Source organism: Fulvitalea axinellae, from assembly GCF_036492835.1.
In the GTDB taxonomy this organism is placed as follows: Bacteria; Bacteroidota; Bacteroidia; order Cytophagales; family Cyclobacteriaceae; genus Fulvitalea; species Fulvitalea axinellae.
Genome location: NZ_AP025314.1, coordinates 4,740,873 through 4,763,087, shown reverse-complemented (window position 1 = coordinate 4,763,087; position 22,215 = coordinate 4,740,873). Strand labels below are relative to the sequence as shown.

The window sequence follows — 22,215 nt, the reverse complement described above, 5'->3', positions numbered from 1 at the left end:
GCGAATGGTTGAAAGACAGGGTTCAGGCGTCTTAATATTTTGATCTGTCCGGTTTTTTGGTCAAAATTTATGATAGTTATCGGGGCTTTTGCCAATTTTTACTGCCGATGGCATTGCTAGGAAAAATATTTTTCGTGTTGGCCACGGCACTCCTGCCGTTGGCCGAAACTCCCGGAACGGATAAAATACACAAAGTGGAGGCCTCTTCCGCCGATACCGTATTCGCTATACGGCAAGATGCGGAAGGCTTTGTTTGGGTAGCCACTTCGGGCGGAGTTATACTTTACGGTGGCGAAAACCAAAGACATTTCCTGCCGGGAAAAAGTGTGGAAGCCGTGATGCCTTTTGTGGACGGAGGCGTGTTGGCCCGTTCGGCGGAGAGGCTTTATGTGTTAAAGAGAAACCAAGCGCCAACGCCACTCCAATATATTCCGGGATTGGCTGAAGCGCCTGACACTTTGTACCGACGGCAAGGGGCCGAGAAGCGTGGCTTCGCTTTGAATTTGGAAAGGTTGGAGTGGAACCGTGGCCGTCGTTCCGCCACGATCGATGATTACCAAGGCTTTCTTTACGATTCCGATCCCGGATTTTCGGGAATTCCCGCTCTAGTGACCCGTGACGGAGCGGATTTTTGGTGTCTGAATACGGAAAACACTTTGACTTACCTTTCGGGCGAAGGTGGCGGAATGGAAATCCGTCCGTGTCCGGACCAAAGCGCCACCATGGTAATAAAAGCCGGCTTCGGTCGGTTGTGGCTCGCCAGAGCGGAAGGTTTGTGGGAATATAATCGCTACGACGATCGTTGGAAACGCCTTCGGATTCCCGATCTGAAGATCATCGCAATGGAGCTCGACGCTTCCGCCTGCCTGTGGATCGGGACTTCGGGACAAGGGCTATGGCGCTACGATCTGCCTTTGGAATCGGGCGCTAAGGCCGCCCGTGACGAGATGCGGGAATGGTGGCGTGGCGACGCGTTTCCCGTAACGGACAAGGCTCCGGTAGTTATCGATAAGGCGATATCGGATACCGAAGTGTCGTTTTCCGTTTCGATTCTGACTTACAGATCTGGCGCGAATCCGGTCAGTCGCTATCGCCTTTTGGGCGAAGACACTTTGTGGAGGCGAGCGCAAGGCAGGCATTTCAAAATAGCTTACTCAAATTTGCCGGCAGGCGAATATGAGTTTGAGCTTGGTTACAAATTGGGCGCTGGGCAGGAAAGGTTTGTCAAAGAGAAAGTACGGTTTCGGAAAGTGTCAAGGTTTTCGTTGTGGGTTTTCGGAATATCGATAGCGGTCGGGATCGTGTTGGCCTTTCGTGGATTTCGAAAATGGAAAACGCAAGCCGAAAGCCCTACGGGAATATCCGGAAAGCGAAGAATGGTTGAGAAAGACAGACTGTTTTTGGAGGAATTCGAAAACGCTTTGGCTGAGGAACTGGATAATGTGGAACTCACGGTCCGGGACTTGTGCGGAAGGCTGAAAGTGAGCAAATCGGGCTGTTACCGGTCGGTGAAGCGGGTTTCGGGCCTGTCGCCAAGTGAATATATGGTGTGGTTTCGCCTAAAAAGCGCCGAGCGGATGTTCGGTTCGGGCGAGCGAAATGTTGGTAATGTGGCGGATGCCGTGGGCTTTGGAAGCGCTTCGTATTTCAGTAAGTGTTTTCGGAAAGAATTCGGAAAGAATCCTTCGGAATATATTCGGGAATTGGAACTGCGGGAAGCTTAGTCCGAAGAATCCGAAAAGCTAGGCAACGGACTTCTCGGCGGTCGGATTTTCACTCTTTTTTTCAGAAAATAGTCGTCGAGATTTTTGTGGCGGGCCCACATATGCGGAGCCAGCCCGTGTTCTCGCCGGATTTCGTTGATCTTGATCTGGGCTATGTGCCAAGTGGGACTAGACCATTGCCGCAGCTCAGGAACTGTCGCGTAATTTGTCTCGGGCGCTACGCCGAATTTTGTCTTGTCGGGTTCGTATTGTGCGTCTTGGTAAGCGAGGCCTTCAGCCAAACGCAGGAAGGATGGCGATAAGCTGAAATCCCCCATCGTCCACATATATTTTTGTCCCTTGTCTATGTCGAGCCACTCGTTTAGCTCATCATATGGTTTCTCCTCCGCCATCGCCTTATCGTCGTCGGTTCGGGGCGTAGCGGTGACCGTTTCCATTTCTAAGTCTTTGGTTTTTGATTTTACTTCGTCACCTCTTTTGGTGGTGGGCGGATGATAGTTATACACCTCGGCGGTTGCTCCTTCGTGTTGGGCCGTCCAATTTTCGGCGTAAGCCAAAACGCTGGCATCGCGTGGACGGGGAGGCAAGGCGCACATGGTTCTGTAGAGTTGTTCATGCGAGAAACCGAAGTTTTTGGATACCGTTCCGGCTTTTTCGGCATTGTGTTGGGGGAAATGGTCCTGCTTGAGCCTGTCCGAAGGATGAAAAACGATCGGTCTTCTGCCAGCTTGCAGGCTTCGGCTGATCAAGGCTCTGCCGGCTTCGGTCCGCATCAGTTTGGCGTATGATGACATTAGCCAAGTTTTGAATCCGAGGACGATGTTTTGGTCTTGGCCCGCATTATTCCGGGTACTCCACCTCAGGTTGCCGGATCCGGAACGGAGACTGTTCCACATTGACGTAATTTCGGGTTTGTTGTATATGTCGCCCGGAAACCACATCGGAATATCTTCGGCAATGACTAATTGAATGAGGCGTTCGTGTTCCGCCTGAAGATCATCCATAAATTGGGCCATGGCGGGCGCCAGATTGCTGTGGCGGATCCTGGTGTTGGAAGAGGCGCGTATTGGATAACGATCAAACCACGCATAGACTTTTTGCTCTATTTCGTAAAGTAACTTGAAACGTTTGTGAACGTCAATTCCCTTGCTTTCGTGGGAGTCATGGTACTTGTCAAGCAATTGGTAAATGTTGTCGATAAGGGGATTATCGGACCGGTCGGTGAGATCTTCGAATTGTTCGGGAGTAAGTAACGCTTGTAATACGGGTGTTTGCGGTGGGGCCAAAGCGACTCCTCCCCCGCCCGCCCGGGTGCTGTGTTTGGATTTCGTACGGCCGGGACTGGCGAACATAGGTTAGGGATCTGTGCGGGAATAGACTCCTACACAGAACCCGCCGGATTTACTTTTTGTTGATCGGAAAAACGAAATCGACTTCTGTGGGAGGTAGGCAAGTTCCGTCGTTGCAACACATAAATTCCAGCGTCCCTTTTACGTCGAAGGCTTTTTGGTTTCGGATTTCGATCTTTTGTTTGAATTCGGCTTTGTTGTCGAAATACTTGACTTTCATTCCGAACGTTTTGTCGTATTTCTCTATTCCTTTCCCCTCTTGGACTTTGCCCAACAGGCGGTAATCTTTCGCTCTCGCGAACATAAAAACCGTAGGGCGGGGCCCGTTTTCGGGAACTTTCTGGGAATAGACATGCCAGCCTTTGTCCATATTGGCGGTGAAAACGAGGTAAACTTCCTTCGAATTAATCTTTTCTACGGAAAAGGACCATTTGACAGGTTTCAGTACTTGGGCTTGGGCTTCGCAAAGAAAAATAGCCGTAAGCATTACGAAAAAGGTGATGATTTTTTTCATTATAAACGGATTTGGATAGGACAAAAACCAATAATATAAAAATTGATGATGCCGTGCCAGTGTTTCCCTTTCTGGCTTTCCGAAAATTCGGGATATTTTGAATTACGGCTCCGATTTATTAAATCTGGGAATAAATTGAATAAAAAGGGAAACTATGAAGATTTACCATAACCCAAGATGTAGCAAAAGCCGTCAGACACTGGAGCTTTTGGAAAAGCAGGGGGAAACGCCTGAAGTGATCCGTTATCTGGACACTCCGCCGAATGAGGCCAAGTTGAAGGAAATTGTTACGGCGTTGGGGATAAAACCGGAAGACTTGGTCCGCAAGAAGGAACAGTTGTTCAAGGATAACTTTGCGGGAAAAGAGTTCTCTGACGGGGAGTGGATAAAGCTTCTCGCCGAAAATCCGAGGCTGATAGTAAGGCCCATTGTGATAAAAGACGGTAAAGCGGTTATCGGCCGTCCGCCCGAGAAGGTCTTGGATATTTTGTAGAACGAAAAAATAAAACGCCCGGAGACTGCGAAACTCCGGGCGTTTTTGTTTGGCGTTATTTCTTGAGAATCTTCGGTATGGAATCGAAGATGTCCACTGTGGCGCCGGATTTGTTGAGCGTGTAGAAATGGATGCCGGGAGCGCCGCCCTCCAGCAGCTCCAGACACTGTTTAAGGGCGTAATAGACGCCTGCCTCGTACATTTTCTTTTTGTTTCCCTGATGTGGTTCGAAAAAGGCTACGGTTTCTTCGGAAATATCCGAATTTGACATCTGCGCAAAGCGCTTGATTTGTCTGAAATCCGTAATAGGGATAATGCCAGGGATGATTCTGGCCGTGATTCCGGCGTCTCGGCAACGCTGGACAAAATTAAAGTAATGGCGGTTGTCGAAAAACATCTGCGTCACCACGAAGTCTCCGCCGGCGTCAACCTTGTTTTTCAAATTTAGCGCATCTTGGATTTTGTTTTCGGCTTCGGGGTGCATTTCCGGGTAGCCGGCCACGCCCAAGCTGAAATTGTCGGAAGCGTCATGCGTTTTGATGCGCTTCACCAAATCGCTGGCGTAGCGGAAGGCTTCGTCGTCGGGCCGGAAATTTTTCTCACCTTTTGGCGGGTCTCCTCTCAGCACCATCAGGTTGTTAATCCCGATTTCGTTGAGATAGGAAAGGTCGGCCTTCACTTTGTCCTCGCTGGCTTTTACGCAAGTGTAATGCGCCATGGTGTTAAGCCCCACGGAGTTTTGCAGATAATCGACCAAGTCGAAGGAGGCTTGTTGGTTAGAGCCTCCGGCGCCATAAGTTACGGACACGAAGTCGGGTTCGGACTTGACGAGTTTCCCTACATTGATGCCGAATTCGATAGTCGCCTTGTAGGATTTCGGAGGGAAAAATTCGAAGGAGAAGGTTTTTCCCTTTTTGTCAAAGAGTTCTGTGATTTTCAATTTTCACCGAATAATTTAAGGTTTCGATAATGGTACTGCGATATAATCGGCATAAAATTAATCGCTTTGTCGATGAAAAAGGCAGGGCCGGCTAGGTTTTTCGAACGAAAAATATGCGGTCCCGTAAAAATAAGGTACCGTAACCCTTCGTTTTGGATACGAGTTTGCCCCGGTGTCAGGTGTGTGTCGGGGAAACGCTTAAGATTGAGGGTATTATTATCAATTTATTCCTTATATTTGTTTCTAGGAAGAAAATTTCAGAGCTATGAATACTGTACTTGGATTTTTGGGAGGCATCGGCGGTCCCGAGCTGATCGTAATCGTCCTGTTCGTGATCATTTTTTTCGGAGCCAAAAAGATTCCGGAACTTGCTCGCGGAATGGGCAAAGGTATCCGTGAGTTTAAGGATGCTACGAAAGAGATCAAGGAAGAGATTGACGACGCCGGAAAGAAGATTAAGGAGTAATCCCGGCACAGAGGCTTGTCTTTAGTTAGATTCAGGAACAGCGCTTATTTGGCTTGTGGTCCGGTTTCCATTTACCGGACTGTCCGCCATAAGGGCTGTTTTTGTATTTTAAGCCTCTGACGTACAAGCCCGCCGATGCGGGCCGTTCTTTATGTAGGCGGGTTCCTCTACCGCATACATCGCTTGTCGGCTTTTGGCCGCATGCGGAAACTACAACAAACCGTACACACCTTGGAGCAACATACCTCATTTGAGCGAATCCGCGAGGCAATTTCGGCGGGCAAGACCACTTGTGCCGATCTTGTGGAGCATTATCTTGAAAACATCGATAAAACCAAGGACCTGAATGCCTATCTGGAAGTGTATGCGGACGAAGCGAGAGAGACGGCCAAGCAGGTAGATAAAAAAATAGTGGCCGGTACGGCGGGTAAACTCGCCGGAATGGTGGTGAGTCTCAAAGACGTGCTTTGCCACAAAGACCATGGTCTGCAAGGTGCTAGCAAGATTCTTGACGGATTCGAATCCCAATTTACCGGCACGGCCGTACAGCGTTTGATCGATGAGGACGCCGTAATCATCGGCCGGGTAAACTGTGACGAGTTCGCTATGGGATCGGGCAATGAGAATTCCGCTTTCGGTCCGACTCGTAATCCGATCGATCCGGAAAGGGTTCCGGGCGGTTCCTCCGGAGCCAGCGCGGCGGCTGTCAAGGCCGATACTTGTCTGGTCAGCATCGGTTCCGATACGGGTGGCTCCGTACGCCAACCCGCTGCTTTCTGCGATGTTGTTGGCCTTAAACCGACTTATTCAAGGATTTCCCGCTACGGCCTTACGGCTTACGCCTCTTCTTTTGACACTGTCGGTGTTTTAGCCAATAGCGTAGAGGATGCCTCGATTGTTCTTGAGGTAATGGCCGGACAAGACGACTATGACAGTACCGTGTCGAGAAAGCCGGTTCCAGAATATTCGAAGTTGCTGGGCTTTGACAAGAAGGTCAAAGTGGCGTATATGAAGGAAACTCTGGAATCGGAAGGTCTTTCCGATGAGATAAAAGAAAAAACTTTGGCAAAAATCGAAGCGTTGAGAAAAGCTGGGCACACCGTGGAGGAGGTCAGCTTTCCGTGGCTCGATTACCTTTTGCCGACATATTATATCCTGACGATGGCCGAAGCCAGCTCCAACCTTTCCAGGTTCGACGGCGTGCGTTACGGCTACCGTAGCCCGAATACGACCGATCTGGAGTCGATGTACAAAAAGAGCCGTTCCGAAGGCTTTGGCGAAGAGGTAAAACGCCGGATTATGCTCGGAACATTCGTGCTCAGCGCCAGTTATTATGACGCATACTACACGAAGGCCCAGAAAGTCAGGCGCCTTATCAAGGATTATACGGAAAAGTTGCTTGGAGAATACGACTTTGTAGTCCTGCCCACCACTCCTACCACGGCTTTCAAAATAGGTTCGCACGCCAAGAGCGACCCGGTGACCACGTTTTTGGAAGACCTTTATACGGTGCAGGCCTCAGTCTCCGGCCTTCCGGCGATTTCGGTTCCGAACGGACATGACCAAAACGGTCTTCCGGTCGGCATTCAGGTGATGGCGGGCGCATTCAAAGAAGCCGACATGCTGGCTTTTGCGAAATACCTGTCAACATTGTAAAATCTGCTTTCCCTTTCTGGACCTTTCCGGCGAGGTGATGGCCAAGATGCTAGTGAACGTACCCCGAATACATTTCATGATCTGTTCTTTTCGAAAATTCAAAGCGTATATGACCGCTGGCGCGCTCTCTGTAGCCGGCTTGTGTGGAATGCCTGAGGCGGAGGCCCAAAATAATGACCGTGAACTGGACAGCGCCCGTTTGCGTGGCCGGTTTATGGAAGACTTGAAGTGGGTCCATCGTGAGATGCTTGAGGCGGATGAGGATTTGCGGGCGTTCAAAGCCAACAGGGCAATTCGTGGCTTGGAAGCTTCAATCCCGGTTGATTTTCGAGACGAACATATACCGAGGGTTTCGCCGGAGGTATTGGCGCAAAGGCTCAAAGCTCTTGACACCGAAATCCCGATGACCTATAATCGGTACAGCAAAAGCTTTATTGACTATTATACCATCCGGGACAGGGCCTACTCACGGCAAGCGATGAGCCGTAAGTCCATGTATTTCCCGATTTTCGAACGGAAGCTCCGGGAGCACGGTTTGCCCGACGAGTTGAAATACTTGGCGGTTGTGGAATCGGGACTGAAGCCTCGCGTTATGTCGCGGGCAGGGGCTATCGGCCTTTGGCAGTTCATGAGCCGTACAGGCAAATATTACGGGTTGTCTTATGACCACTTTCAGGACGAGCGTATGGATCCGGAGAAATCGACCGAAGCGGCGTGCCGTTACCTGAAGGATCTTTATATGATGTTCGGCGATTGGGAGTTGGCTTTGGCTGCTTACAATTGTGGGCCTGGAAACGTGAGAAAAGCGATCCGGAGATCTGATTATAAGCGAAATTTCTGGCAGATTTATCGTTACTTACCAAGGGAAACACGGTCTTACTTGCCTCAGTTTATCGCCTTGACTTATACATTCAAGCATGCGGAGGAGCATAATTTGGTAGCGCGGGTCGAGAACCATCCGATCGAAACGGACACTGTCCGTATGAACGGTTTTGTCAACTTGAAAGTAGTGGCAAACTTGATCGGAACGTCAATGGACAGCGTCAGCTTTGTGAACCCGTCGCTGAAATACGAGGCGATTCCGGATAGTTACAAGAATTATGTGGTGAACCTCCCGGTATCCAATGTCGATTATTTCAGGCAAAACCGGACTTGGATTCTTGATTCGGCCTCGAATGTCGACAAGAAAAGAATTATGCACAGGGCCAAGACCAGCCCGGCGAGTATTTTTGGCCGTGACCTGATTTATTATAGAGTAAAACGCGGTGATGTTCTGGGCTCTATCGCTATCAGGTATGGGGTGAAAGTCAGGGATTTGCGCAACTGGAATAGCTTGCGGGGAAATATGATCCGTGTAGGCCAAAGGCTTCGGATTTATACCCGTGGATCGGTGGCTTCCAAGTACAGAAACTCGAAATCTTCTGCCAAGAAAAATGTGGCGCCGAGAGACATTCCTTCATCCAGAGTACATTACGTAAAGCAAGGGGAATCTCTTTGGTCAATATCCAGAATGTATAAGAACGTTTCCGTTGAGAAGATCAAAAAGCTGAACGGATTAAAGCGCAATAACCTGAAACCGGGGCAAAAATTGTATCTGAGTTGAGAGGGAGAGTAGTGCGCAAAAAAACGGGAAGCCGGCCTTTGCTGACTTCCCGTTTTTTTTTTGATATTTCGTGAATACTTTGGCGGGTTGTAGTTTACGGATCAAAACCATATATTTAACTAATGATGTAGTTTGTTTTGGTCCCGTGTTGGCTCTCTTTTGATTTGAACCGTTCACAAACCGTCTGGAAGATGCTTTTTGTTATTTGCGCCTCTTTTGGGCAATTTCGAAAAAAAACGGTCACCGTTGATTCTCAAACCTTCCGGTGAGAAAAGTCAAGGTATTTTGATACGGAAACTAAGATCTTGAAAAACATAAAATTCCGAAAGATGAAAAATCGCTTATTTTTCCTGTTGTTTTTGCCTTTGCTATGGTCATGTGGTGGAAACAAATCAAATAAAACACTATTCCAGAGCGCCAATGGCGAGAAAGGTGAAATAGTGATTGTGGCGGACTCGTTGGTGTGGAACGGTCCGGTGGGTGGCGCGTTGCGCAAAACTTTCAGGCTGGCCATGCCGGGCATCCTGAGAACGGAGCCGATGTTCAGGGTACATGAAATCCGTCCTTCGGAGTTCAACAGCCTTTTCCAGAAATCCAGAAACCTGATTTTCGTAACTACTTTCGACCTGAAAACCGAGGATTCGAAAAAGTTGCAGGATGCTTTTTCAGAAGAGGCGATTTCCAAAATCCAGTCGGATTCCAGCGTATTTATGGAGTTGAAACAAGACCAATACGCTACGCATCAGGATATCGTGAGTCTTTTTGGCAAAGATCAGGAAACATTGGCCGCGCAGATTGAGCGGAACAGATTCTTGTTGAGAGACTTGGTAAACCTGTCGGAAAGAAAGCGCCGTACGGAAGAGCTTTTCCCGAACGAATCTTACAAAAAACAGTCGAACCTTTTGCTTGAAAAATACGGATTTACGCTTGACGTTCCGTATGGCTACAATTTGGTGGAAGAGTCCGATAATTTCCTTTGGTTCAAGAATGCCAGTGCCGACGAGGACAAATTTATTATGGTCAGTTCCAAGCCTTACAAATCGCAGGGCCAGTTCGTGGAGGATTCGCTGATCAGTTTCCGCGACGACATTAGCCGGCGATATGTAACTGGCTACAAGGATAGCACGTACATGATTACGGAACGCCAAGTTCCGGTCGAATTCAAGAACGTGAATTTCAACGGACGTTTTGCCGTGGAGATGCGCGGGCTTTGGAAGTTGACCAACTTCGTTCCGCAAGGCGGATCTTTTATCAGCTACGCATTTGCCGACGCTGACAAAGGGCGCCTTTATTATATTGAGGGCTTTGTGTACGCTCCAAACCGTAAAAAAAGGGAGACACTTCGCGAGTTGGAGTCTATTCTTTGGACTTTCCGCTTCAAAGGTGAAGAGGAAAAGCCCAAAAAAGCCAGAAGCTGATATGCCGGACGATTTTTTTGCCGGCTAAAAATACACCAAAACTTATGTCGCAAAATTTGAAAAAAGACGCCTTGGCCTATCATGAGATGGGCCAGCCAGGAAAGGTCGAAGTAGTTCCGACCAAGCCGTTGAGTACCCAGCTCGATTTGGCTTTGGCGTATTCGCCAGGCGTAGCCGAACCTTGTTTGGAAATTGAAAAAAGCCCGGAAACCGCTTTCAGGTACACGTCCAGAGGGAATCTTGTGGGCGTGATCTCGAACGGAACGGCTGTTTTGGGTTTGGGTAATATTGGAGCCTTGGCTTCGAAACCCGTGATGGAAGGGAAAGGTGTCCTTTTTAAGAAGTTTGCCGGAATTGATGTGTTTGATATTGAGATTGACGAGGAAGATCCCGAGAAGTTTATCGAGATCGTCAAATCCTTGGAGCCTACTTTTGGAGGGATAAACCTGGAAGACATTAAGGCGCCGGAGTGTTTCAAGATCGAGAATGAACTCCGCGACAGGATGCATATTCCGGTGATGCACGACGACCAGCATGGAACGGCCATTATTTCTTCGGCCGCTTTGTTGAACGCGCTGGAAATCGCCGAAAAAGAAATCGCCGACGTAAAAGTTGTTGTTAGCGGTGCGGGCGCTTCGGCGGTATCGTGCACAAGGCTTTATATCGCTTTGGGCGTTACTCCGGAGAATATCGTGATGCTGGACAGCAAGGGCGTAATCCGCAAAGACCGCGACAATCTTGACGCTACGAAAGCTGAGTTTGCGACCGCCCGTGATATTCGGACAATCCAAGACGCGTTGACTGACGCCGATGTTTTCCTCGGTCTTTCCAGAGGCGATTTGCTTAACGGTGACGATTTGCGACTGATGTCCGAAAATCCGATTGTTTTCGCTTTGGCGAACCCGAATCCGGAAATTCCGTACGAAATGGCTACCGAGGCCCGTCCGGACGTAATTATGGCCACTGGCCGTTCGGATTACCCGAATCAGGTAAACAACGTGCTCGGGTTTCCATATATTTTCCGTGGCGCTTTGGACGTACGGGCCACTCAGATCAACGAGGAAATGAAGCTCGCTTCGGTTAGGGCTTTGGCCGAAATGGCCAAACTGCCTGTGCCACGAAGCGTGAAAAAAGCTTATAACGATAACTCTCTTGGTTTCGGCAGGGAATATTTGATTCCGAAACCTCTGGATACCCGTTTGATCACGACTATCGCTCCGGCTGTAGCCAAGGCTGCGATCGAATCTGGCGTGGCTCGTGAGACTATCGAGGATTGGGAAGCTTATAACACGGAGTTGGAACAGCGAATCGGCATCGAGCAAGACATCGTGAAGCGTATGATCACGCAAGCGCAACTGGATCCGAAGAGAGTGATTTTCTCCGACGCCGAAAACCGCATGACTTTACGCGCCGCGCAGACAGTATTGGACGAGGGTATCGCCAAGCCAATCCTTTTGGGTAACCGTGACAAAGTTACCGCCCTTATCAAAGAAGAGGGACTGAGCCTGAAAGGTTGCCCGATAATCAACCCATTCGAAGAGGAAAGACAACGGGCCAAGTACGGAGACATACTTTATGAAATGCGTAAGCGCAAAGGCGTGACTCAGAAATTGGGCAAAAAGCTGATGCGGGATCGCAATACTTTCGGCTCGATGATGCTCCGTATGGGCGACGCCGATGCCATGATCGCCGGTATTACGCAAGATTATCCGACATCTATCAAGCCTGCCCTTCAGGTAATCGGGAAAAAGCCCGAGGTGGACCGTGTGGCCGGAATGTATGTGGTAACCAATAATAAGCAATCGTACTTCTTCGCCGATACGACTGTCAACGCAAACCCTACGGCCGACGAGCTGGTGGATATCATCGGACTGACTGCGGAAAAAGTACGCTCTTTGGGTGTGGAACCGAGAGTGGCGGTGCTTTCTTACTCGAATTTTGGCTCAGCCAAAGGCGAAATTCCGGCCAAGGCGGCGGAAGCGGTAGCAAAGGCAAAAGCCAAATTTCCGGATTTGGTAATCGACGGCGATATTCAGGCTAATGTTGCGCTGAATACGGAATTGCAACAACAGAACTATCCTTTCAGCGCATTGGCGGAGCACGGAGCGAATACGCTGGTTTTTCCGGATTTGGCTTCAGGTAATATCGCCTATAAATTATTGCAGGAAATCGGAGGGGCGGAGATTACCGGACCTATCCTGATGGGAATGGACAGGCCGGTGCACGTTATGCAACTCGGCTCTTTGGTGCGAGATATCGTCAACCTTACCGCTTTAGCTGTAGTGGAGGCTCAACAAGCTACCGAATAAGAGAGGCTTAGATTATCAGAAAAGTCCTTTTTCTGGCTCATTTTTGATAATTTTATACTGATCAGACCCGACGGTAATCGCCGTCGGGTTTTTTTGTAATGTTATTGTATTCAGCGCATTTAGTCGTAACTTGGTTTCTGTACTATTTACTTTTTGCAGATATGATAGCGTATTTAAAGGGTGCGCTGGCTCATAAAGAGCCTGCGTTTGTAATTGTCGATGTTGGGGGGATGGGTTACGAAGTTAGGATCTCCTTGAACACTTACGCCGCTTTAAAAAACGAGGAATCTTATAAACTGGTCACGTACTTGCATGTGAAGGAGGACGCCCAGATTCTATATGGATTTTCCGAGGGTTCGGAAAAAAGGCTCTTTATGCAGTTGATCGGGATTTCGGGGGTTGGGCCCAACACCGCCCTGACCATCCTTTCGTCGATGGACGCGAACGACCTCAAACGCGCTATTGTGTCGGAGGACGCCAAAACGGTGCAGAGCGTGAAAGGTATTGGTGCGAAAACAGCGCAACGGATTATTCTGGAACTTAAGGATAAGCTGGCCAAGGAAGGCTTCGACCAGAAAGTGGACGCCGCTTTGGGTGTTGCGCATTACGCCGTAAAAGAAGACGCCTTAACGGCATTGACCACTTTGGGAATAGCCAAGGCGACGGCTGAAAAGAGCATCGATACGATTTTGAAGAAGGCTGCTTCCGATATTACCACGGAAGAAGTCATAAAACTTGCACTCAAGGCCAGATAAAACAAGCGCTTCGGGAAAGAAAGCGGTCGTTTTTTTGCACCAGCACACACATAGCAATCAGTATTGGAATTTTAGAAGAGAACGAGCTTTGTTGAGGAGAATTGCCGTCTATATAGGTTTTGCTTTTGGTCTTCTGGCCATGCCACTGGCTGTTAGCGCCCAAGTGAATAACGGTACAGGTGAAAAAAAAGATACGCCAGCGACAGAGCCGTATAAGAAAACAAGCCGGCCGGAATACGAACCCGAAGATCGTAACGGGGACCCTTTTTCGAACCGTTTGATGCGGAGCCCTTACCGCCTTTCGGATCCCGCGTTTCTAAATTTGGGTTATGAGCTGGACACGGCGAACAATTTCAGAATATACGAGCGCTTCGGCGACGGAGTGAATTATCGCCCCGACACTTACATGAGTTTTGAGGAGTACGATCGTCTGCATACGATGAAAGTGCTCCGGGATTATTGGCGGGCCCGTTCCGCCGGTCTTGACGGAAAAAGCGCCGTCAGTGACCGAAAACTTATTCCCCCTATTTATCTCAGCCCTATTTTCGACCGTATTTTCGGAGGTTCGGTGGTAAACATCAAGCCTAGCGGATCGGTCAATCTGGACCTTGGCGGACGTTGGGTTCGAACGTTTAATCCGTCCGTTCCCGTAGCCCAACAGCGGAGCGGCGGTTTGGATTTCGATATGCAGATGAGCCTGAATTTGGTCGGACAAATCGGGGAAAAGCTGAAAGTTACCGCAAATGTGGACAACAATAACGCGTTTAATTTCCAGAACGACCTTAAGGTGGAATACACCGGTTATGATGAGGAAATTATAAAGAAAATTGAAGTCGGTAACGTAAGTATGGGGCTTGACAACAGCCTGATTCGTGGTGCGCAAAACCTTTTTGGGGTAAAAACGCAACTGCAGTTTGGCCGTTTGTATATGACTTCCGTGATGACCACCCAACGTGGTCAGTCAGAGACTATCCGTATAGGTTCGAACGGCACGCCGGGCCAAGGGAAACAGTTTACCAAAAGGGTTTCGGATTACGACGAAAACCGCCACTTCTTCCTCTCCCACTTCTTTAGGGACAAATACGAGGAATGGGTAGAGCGCCCTTCGCGCGTGATTTCGGGCGTAAACGTAACGCGTGTCGAAGTTTATGTGATCAACAGGAGCAACAATACCACGACGTTGCGTAATGTCGCCGGTTTGATGGACCTTGGCGAGCCGGAGAGGGTTTATCGCACTACATGGAACCCGAAAAGAAACGGTCCCGCAAGTAATGACGCGAACTCACTTTTTTCGACGCTTCGAAATAACGAAACGGATTTCCGTGATCCTACCCGGTTTGAGTCCGCGGCCAAAGGCCACGGAATGGAAAACACCGTAGATTACGTCTTGGCCAACGGAGCGAGAAAACTTACAAAGGACGAATTCTATTTCAACTCGGCTTTGGGTTATATCTCCCTTAAGCGCTCGCTACAGAGCGACGAGATGTTAGCCGTTTCTTACGAATATACCTATAATGGCCGTGCGTACCGTGTGGGTGAACTTTCTGAAAACTACTCCAAGGTTAAGGAAAACCAGTTGATCTACATGAAGCTTTTGAGGCCTAACAAGATCAACACCGAAGTGCCTACTTGGGATCTGATGATGAAAAATGTCTACGGATTAGGCGTTTCGAGAATCGAGAAAGAAGGCTTCGAGCTTCAGATCAAATATAGGGATAACACCACGGGACTCGATAACCCTTCGTTGAGCGAAGGAGCCAGCATCAAAGGAAAACCATTGGTGAATGTCCTTGGCCTCGACCAATTGAACCAAAATGGCGACCCGATTTCTACTGGCGACGGTTATTTCGACTTTGTGGAAGGTGTTACCGTAATTCCGGATTACGGCTTGGTCGTATTCCCGATTTTGGAACCGTTCGGTGATAATCTGGAAAACAAATTCGTGGCCGGAACCGAAGATTTCCTGATCAACAAATACGTTTATCACGACTTGTACGGCAAAACCAAGAACGAGGCCCAACAAGACGTAAACAAGGACAAATTCACTTTGGTAGGCCGTGTGGCTTCCGGATCGGCCAGCGAAATCGCTTTGCCGGGTATCGGTATCGCCGAAAATTCCGTGGTGGTGACGGCGGGAGGAATGCCTTTGACGGAAAACATCGATTACCGCGTCGATTACAACCTCGGGAGGGTGATTATTCTTAACCAAAGTATCATGACTTCCGGCAAAGAGATCGCCGTGAGTTATGAAAAATCGGACCTGTTCAATTTTTCCTCAAGAACGCTTTTGGGAACAAGGCTCGATTACAAGATCAATGAGAATTTCAATATTGGCGCTACGATGCTTTATCTGCGCGAGCGCCCGATCGTGAGCCGGGTTTCGATTGGTAGCGAACCGCTGAACAACGTCAAATACGGTTTCGATATCAATTACAGCACAGAGTCCAGGTTTCTGACCCGGATGATGGACGCCTTGCCGGTGGTTTCGACTAAAGAACCTTCCAGCTTCCGGATTAACGCCGAGTTTGCCCAGCTGATGTCGGGTACATCGAACAAAGTGGACGGCGAGAGCACGTCCTATATTGATGACTTCGAAACGGCCGTAATTCCTTATAGCTTGACTTCGGGATATCTGGAAAAATGGAAATTGGCGACTACGCCCGATATCAACGGAAGCCCGTTTGATTTGGGAAAAGAGCAGGATCCGCACCTCCTGAACGGGAAGCGGGCCAAATTGGCTTGGTATATCGTGGATAACCTTTTCTATCGTTCTTCCTCGACCCAGAAGCCATCCAACATCGGCGATGATGATCTGGAAAACCACTACGTACGCCCGGTTCCGCCACAGGAGCTTTTCCCGAACCGGGATGATCAGGTTATCAACGTGAACCTCCCCGTATTCGATATGGCTTATTATCCGGATGAGCGCGGGCCTTATAACTTTAACACGAATCTGGACGCCGAAGGAAAGCTTAGAAAGCCCGAAGAAAACTGGGGCGGTATAATGCGGGCGATTACCAACGAGACCGATTTTGACCAAACCAATATCGAGTATATCGAATTCTGGATGCTCGATCCTTTTATCGCCGGTAAGAACGGACAGGTACAAGGGATAAACAACACTACTGGCGGAGAGCTGGTGTTTAACTTGGGTAACGTTTCGGAAGACATCTTCGATAACGGAAGACACATCTTCGAAAACGGCCTTCCGGGTGACGGTTCGGACAACGGCGTTACACCGATGGATCCTTGGGGACGGGTTACCACACAACAAATCCTGAACAAGGCCTTTGATAATGACAGTGGCTCTCGGCAATACCAAGACGTTGGTTTCGACGGTTTGGGCAACGCCGCCGAGCAAGCCTACGCTCCTTTCCAGACATTCTTGAATTCGATTCCGGCTTCCGCCCGAGAAAAGATTGGTGATGACGTAGCTGGCGATGACTTCCGTTATTATCTCGGCGGTTATCATGACGACAGGGACCACAAAATTCTGGAACGTTACAAATCCTTTAACGGTATTGAAAATAACTCGCCGGTAGTTTCCGGAGGTTCTTATACGCCTTCAAACAGCCCGAAACCTGATAATTCGGACCTCAATGATGACAATACGATTTCTACCCTTGAGGCTTATTACGAATATAAAGTAAAACTGAAGCCGGGCTCATTGTCGGTTGGCGAAGGTTATATTACCGACCACTTAGTGGCCGAAGCCCAAAACGGCGAAACGGTGAACTGGTATCTTTTCCGGATCCCGATCCGTACGCCGGACAGGGTCCAGGGCAATATCCAAGGCTTCAAGAATATGCGTTACCTCCGGATGTATATGACGGGCTTTAAACAGCCTGCCGTACTCCGTATGGTTAATTTCCGTTTTGCGGGAGCGCAGTGGAGAAAATACGACGGCGATCTTTACCACAAAGGTTTCCAGGAAATTCCTAAACCGGTTGATACACGGAATTTCACTGTTTCGGCCGTAAATGTGGAGGAAAATACGGGCTACGTTCTGCCTCCGGGCATTAATCGTGATCGTGACAACACATCAACCGTGGAGCGCCGGGTAAACGAGCAGTCCATGCAGCTTTGCGTAGACGAGCTGAAAGACCGGGACGCTAGAGCAGCGTTTAAGAACACGAATCTCGATCTGGTGAATTACGGAAAGGTCAAGATGTTTATCCACGCCGAGACGGAAGACGCTCTGGACGGAGACCTAAAAGCCTTTGTCAGGCTGGGAGCTGACTTTACGCAAAACTACTACGAGATAGAACTTCCGTTGGTGTTTAGCGCCCAAGGTGCTCAGGACCCTTATGAGGTTTGGCCGGAAGAAAATGCCATCGATTTGGCATTCGATGAGCTTTATACATTGAAAAAAGAACGGGACAGAAAGCAGGCGAGCTTGGAATTGCCTTACAGTAAAGAGTCTGGAAAGTATCGCTTGACTGTTGTCGGCCGACCTGCCTTGAGTGGTGTGGAAACGCTGATGATTGGTGTCCGAAACCCGAAAACGCCTGACGGCGAGTCAAAATCGGCTTGTATTTGGGTGAACGAACTCCGCGTGACGGATTTCGATTCCAAAGACGGCTGGGCGGCAAATGTCCGTATGAATACCAAACTTGCCGATGTGGCGGAGATTAACGCATCTACTCGCTACGTGTCGTCGGGATTTGGTGAGATTCAGCAAAAGATCAACGAACGGACTCGTGAAGACCGCATCGGTTATGATATTTCGGCCAGAGTGAATGTCGACAAATTCGGCCCGGATCGTCTCGGGCTCAAGATCCCGATGTTCGTGAGCTACGAGAAAGAGGTGGTTACGCCGTTCTACGATCCGCTTGATCCGGATATTCCGCTTAGCGCTTCGCTCAACGCTTTTGAAAATGAAAGCGCCAGGTCGGACTACAAGAAAATGGTTCAGGACAGAACCACCCGCCGGGCGATTAGCTTCACGAATGTTAGGAAAGAAAAACGGAAGCCGGACGCCAAAAAGCATTTTTACGATCTGGAAAACCTGAATTTCACTTACGCTTACAGCGACGTAACCAGTTCCAATTACAATACGGAGTCTTACGTAAACGAATATTACCGTGGCGTGGCCGCTTACCAATATACTCCGGAAGAAATCCTTTGGGAACCGTTCAAAGGGGCAACGGCTTTGGAGAGTCCGTATTTGAAATGGCTGAAGGATTTTAATATTTCACCTATTCCGTCCTCTGTATCGGTTACGGCCGAAGTTGATCGCCGATTTGTGCGTACGCAGCTCCGAAACGAGAAAATGACAATCGAGGGTATTGACCCTACTTTCGATAAGTATTTCTACTTCAACAGAAGCTACGCGTTGCGTTGGAATTTGACCAATAGCCTTTCGATGAATTATAATGCGAGGGTAAACGCAATTGTGGACGAACCTTTGGGTGATTTGAATACCCAGGCGAAGAAGGATTCGGTTCGAAGGAATTTCATGAATTTCGGAAGGATTAAAAATTATAACCAGCAGTTGTCTTTCAATTACCGACTCCCGTTGGATAAGCTTCCGCTTACGGACTGGATGAGCGCCGACGCTTCTTATGATGTCGGTTATAACTGGGAGGCTGGACCTTTGCCGGATCCGGAGGAGCCTGATCTTTATTTCGGTAATACGATTGAAAACAACCGCCAATACGGCCTTACCGGCAAAGTTGACTTTGTAAAGCTTTATAATAAAAACAAGTTCCTAAAATCGCTTAACGGTCGAAAACGATCTTCAAGATCATCCAGCAGACAGAAAGGAGCTCACATCCGGAAGAAAAACGAGGAAGACACCGTACGCGATTTCAAAGCGCTCAAAGGACTCGCTCGTTTGATGATGTCGTTGCGTTCGGTGAACTTTAATTATACCGTCACGGAAGGGACTTTGCTTCCGGGCTTTGCCAATAACCCGCATCTGCTTGGTTTTGACGAGGATTTTGATTCGCCGGGCTTGCCGTTTATTTTGGGTAGCCAAGACCCGTCGATTCGTTATACGGCCTCGGAAAATGGCTGGCTGGTACAAACGCCAAGCATGACGACGCCATTTAACCAAGCCAAGAGTCTAAACCTGAAGATTTCGGCGAAACTTGAACCGTTTAGGGATTTTTCTGTCAAGGTTAATTTTGATAAAAGAAAAACAGACGGCTATCAGGAACTTTTCCGATTCGATGATGCTGAGGACGTGTTCCGATCGCTGACGCCGGCCCGTTCCGGTAGCTACAGTGTTAGTTTCCTACCCGTTTCCACGGCTTTTTCCGGAAACGGAATCGATTCGGACGTGTTTGATGAATTCGTGAAAAACAGGGCGATAGTTAAGGGCAGATTGGACGCTGACGCCGAAGGCAGTGGTGTTTATGGCGAAAATTCGCAAGACGTATTAATTCCGGCCTTTATCGCTGCATATTCTGGTAAAAATGCCTCTTCCGTAGGTTTGTCGCCGTTCCCGAGCATTCCGATGCCTAACTGGCGGATCGACTATACGGGACTGAAGCGAATTCCGGCGCTAAAGAAACTGTTTACTTCCATTACGCTTTCGCACGCTTATACGTCAACCTACTCGGTGGACAGCTACACTAACGCTCTGGATTACAATGATCCGGGGATCCTGAGTCTCGATCAGAATATCGAGGACTATCAGTCTCCGACAATAGTGGACGATAATGGTGAATTGGTTCCTGTATATATCATCAACCAAGTGTTGATAACGGAGCGTTTTAGGCCTTTAATCGGGTTTAACCTACGGACCAAAAACCGTATTATGTTCAAATTCCAATACAATACGGAAAGAACTGCGGGACTAACCATATCGAACGCTCAGATTACGGAGATGAATTCTAAGGACTTTGTTTTCGATGTAAGTTATACGAAGGCCGGGTTGAAATTGCCGTTCAAATTCGACGGCAGGACTATCGTTTTGGATAATGACCTTACAATGCGTCTGACGGCCCGCTTTAAGGATACGCAGACCGTACAGCGCCGTATTGACGAGGAAAATAAAATAACAAACGGAAACATGAACATTCAGGTCCGTCCGACGCTTGATTACCAAGTGAACCGCAGATTGAACGTACAAATGTACTACGAACGGAGCGTTAACGAACCGAAAATTTCCACTTCGTATCGCCGTACTACCACCGCTTTTGGGGTGCAGGTCCGCTTCAGTCTTTCCTAATGAAATATTGTATTGTCAGAACATCGCACAATTTTGCCATAGACTTGATTATCCCGTTCGGGTTGAGCATATTCGCCCGGGCAATAGTTTGTTGCCGTACCCGATATTTTTCTATCGAAAAAAATTTGAACGACCATGAACCTACCTGAAGGATTGAAGTACACCAAAGATCACGAGTGGATCGAGATCGATGGCGACGTGGCGAGAATCGGAATTACCGACTTTGCCCAAAAAGAGCTTGGAGACATCGTTTACGTTGAGATCGAGACGGAGGGGGAGACCCTTGATGCCGAGGAAGTTTTCGGTACTGTTGAGGCTGTCAAGACTGTTTCCGACCTGTTGATGCCCGTTTCGGGAAAAGTGTTGGAATTCAACGAAGAGCTTGAGTCAGAGCCTGAGTTGGTGAACTCTGCCCCTTACGAAGACGGCTGGATGGTTAAGGTCCAGATCAGCGACCCTTCTGAGTTGGAGAACCTTCTGGACGTTGAGGCTTACAAAGAGCTTATCGGAGCGTAAAATACGGTTTTTCGCCCGTCGGGCGTTTTACCTATATCGGAAATGTCATGGCTTGGTTTATGCCATGACATTTCTTTTATGAATAGGCGATATGTTTTTCAGGTATAATCTATATACGATCATTTGGGCCTTGGTCATTCTGTTGCTGACCATGTTGCCCGGCGAGCATTTTCCTCGCCCTATGAAGCTGGATTTTTTTCAGTTTGATAAAGTGGCCCATGCGGGTATTTTTTGCGTTTTGACCATGCTGATGATCGTTGGCTTCAAGAAGCAGGGCAAGTATCAGGTGTTGCGCTACAGGGCAATTCCCTACACCGTGGGCATCACGCTGGCCTATGGCTTGGCGATCGAGCTTCTGCAGAGCGCCGTACCCGGAAGGGGCTTTGAATATTTGGACCTTTTGGCCAATGCCTTGGGCGTACTTATAGGGTGCGTGGCGTTTAGGCTTATTTATAGAATCTGAAAAAAGCCGCTTTTTCTACTAATCGATTAGTTAAAAACGCATCTCTTTCTTTTTATAATTCGTATAATCTTATTAGATTTGAGAAGAGTGTTTATTGTCTAAAGCTTTAGTTTAAACTCTGTTGACATGGAAAGCAAGAAGAACCCCGAGAAAGATCTGGTGAAGACCAGCTCTCTCTTTATGAACTTGGGACTTTGCATTAGCCTAGGCCTTGTCATCACCGCTTTTCAGTGGAAATTCTGGGATGATGAAAATGTAAAGGATCTAGGTACGGAAGTGGAGCAGTTCGAAGAAATCGAAGAGGTAGTCAACACGACTCAGCCTCCCCCACCCCCACCACCGAAGATTCAGCAGCCTCAAATCGTAGAGGTTCCTGATGAGGAAGAAATCGAAGAGGAAATCGAGGTGGACCTTGACGTTGAAATCACCGAAGAGACCGAGGTTGAAGAGGTCGTATTCGAAGAGCCAGCCGAAGAGGAAGCCGAAGAGATCTTCACCATTGTGGAAGACCAGCCTGAGTACCCGGGTGGATTGAAAGCCTTCTACAAGCAAGTGGGTAAAAAGTTGAAGTATCCTTCGCAAGCCCGTCGTATGGGTGTTGAGGGTAAGGTGTACGTTCAGTTCGTAGTGGACAAAGACGGTACCTTGACCGAGATCACCGTAGCGAAAGGTATCGGAGCTGGATGTGACGAAGAAGCCATCCGCGTACTGAAAACTTTGCCTAAGTGGAAGCCTGGTAAGCAGCGTGGACGTGCCGTAAAAGTGCGTATGGTTATTCCAATCCACTTTAAGCTTAACTAATTTTTGGCACTTAGGTGTCGGACGAAATAAA

General features: G+C 48.5%; 15 protein-coding genes. 12 read left to right on the top strand and 3 right to left on the bottom strand.

Annotated elements, in window-relative coordinates; genetic code table 11:
• Positions 1–107 precede the first annotated feature (107 nt).
• A complete protein-coding gene (locus AABK39_RS18640) occupies positions 108–1,724 on the top strand; it encodes a helix-turn-helix domain-containing protein (RefSeq protein WP_338392817.1) in 1,617 nt (538 codons plus the stop codon).
• Here AABK39_RS18640 and AABK39_RS18635 read toward each other — a convergent pair.
• Positions 1,721–3,076, bottom strand: coding sequence for a hypothetical protein (locus AABK39_RS18635; RefSeq protein WP_338392816.1), 1,356 nt, complete (start codon positions 3,074–3,076; stop codon positions 1,721–1,723). The two genes, AABK39_RS18640 and AABK39_RS18635, sit on opposite strands and share 4 nt — an antisense overlap.
• A 49-nt stretch (positions 3,077–3,125) precedes the next feature.
• A complete protein-coding gene (locus AABK39_RS18630; protein ID WP_338392815.1) occupies positions 3,126–3,587 on the bottom strand; it encodes a protein-disulfide reductase DsbD domain-containing protein in 462 nt (153 codons plus the stop codon).
• 154 nt (positions 3,588–3,741) lie between these two features.
• On the opposite strand from AABK39_RS18630, the gene arsC reads away from it, so the two are divergent.
• On the top strand, positions 3,742–4,080 hold the full coding sequence (gene arsC, locus AABK39_RS18625) for an arsenate reductase (glutaredoxin) (protein ID WP_338392814.1): 339 nt from the start codon (positions 3,742–3,744) through the stop codon (positions 4,078–4,080).
• A 55-nt stretch (positions 4,081–4,135) separates the two neighbouring features.
• Here the strand turns inward: arsC and metF are convergent, their stop codons facing one another.
• The gene (metF, locus tag AABK39_RS18620; protein WP_338392813.1) at positions 4,136–5,020 is read right to left on the bottom strand and encodes a methylenetetrahydrofolate reductase [NAD(P)H]; all 885 of its coding nucleotides are present in this window, start codon (positions 5,018–5,020) and stop codon (positions 4,136–4,138) included.
• A 265-nt stretch (positions 5,021–5,285) separates the two neighbouring features.
• Between metF and AABK39_RS18615 the strand changes: the two genes are divergently transcribed.
• From AABK39_RS18615 to AABK39_RS18570, 10 genes are all read left to right on the top strand, one after another.
• The gene (locus AABK39_RS18615) at positions 5,286–5,486 is read left to right on the top strand and encodes a Sec-independent protein translocase subunit TatA/TatB (protein ID WP_338392812.1); all 201 of its coding nucleotides are present in this window, start codon (positions 5,286–5,288) and stop codon (positions 5,484–5,486) included.
• A gap of 231 nt (positions 5,487–5,717) precedes the next feature.
• Positions 5,718–7,142: an Asp-tRNA(Asn)/Glu-tRNA(Gln) amidotransferase subunit GatA gene (gatA, locus tag AABK39_RS18610; RefSeq protein ID WP_338394705.1), complete on the top strand. Its 1,425-nt coding sequence runs from the start codon at positions 5,718–5,720 to the stop codon at positions 7,140–7,142.
• A 76-nt stretch (positions 7,143–7,218) separates the two neighbouring features.
• On the top strand, positions 7,219–8,745 hold the full coding sequence (locus AABK39_RS18605) for a lytic transglycosylase domain-containing protein (RefSeq protein ID WP_338392811.1): 1,527 nt from the start codon (positions 7,219–7,221) through the stop codon (positions 8,743–8,745).
• A 329-nt stretch (positions 8,746–9,074) separates the two neighbouring features.
• Entirely contained in the window at positions 9,075–10,163 is a 1,089-nt protein-coding gene (locus AABK39_RS18600) for a DUF4837 family protein (RefSeq protein WP_338392810.1), read from the top strand.
• Positions 10,164–10,207: 44 nt separating this feature from the next.
• Positions 10,208–12,472, top strand: coding sequence for an NADP-dependent malic enzyme (locus tag AABK39_RS18595; protein ID WP_338392809.1), 2,265 nt, complete (start codon positions 10,208–10,210; stop codon positions 12,470–12,472).
• 161 nt (positions 12,473–12,633) lie between these two features.
• Complete coding sequence (gene ruvA / locus AABK39_RS18590) at positions 12,634–13,227, top strand: Holliday junction branch migration protein RuvA (RefSeq protein ID WP_338392808.1); 594 nt, start codon at positions 12,634–12,636, stop codon at positions 13,225–13,227.
• 88 nt (positions 13,228–13,315) lie between these two features.
• A complete protein-coding gene (sov, locus tag AABK39_RS18585) occupies positions 13,316–20,404 on the top strand; it encodes a T9SS outer membrane translocon Sov/SprA (RefSeq protein ID WP_338392807.1) in 7,089 nt (2,362 codons plus the stop codon).
• A 135-nt stretch (positions 20,405–20,539) separates the two neighbouring features.
• A complete protein-coding gene (gcvH, locus tag AABK39_RS18580) occupies positions 20,540–20,920 on the top strand; it encodes a glycine cleavage system protein GcvH (RefSeq protein ID WP_338392806.1) in 381 nt (126 codons plus the stop codon).
• A gap of 91 nt (positions 20,921–21,011) precedes the next feature.
• Entirely contained in the window at positions 21,012–21,383 is a 372-nt protein-coding gene (locus AABK39_RS18575) for a VanZ family protein (protein ID WP_338392805.1), read from the top strand.
• A gap of 126 nt (positions 21,384–21,509) precedes the next feature.
• Positions 21,510–22,184: an energy transducer TonB gene (locus tag AABK39_RS18570; protein WP_338392804.1), complete on the top strand. Its 675-nt coding sequence runs from the start codon at positions 21,510–21,512 to the stop codon at positions 22,182–22,184.
• Positions 22,185–22,215: the final 31 nt, after the last annotated feature.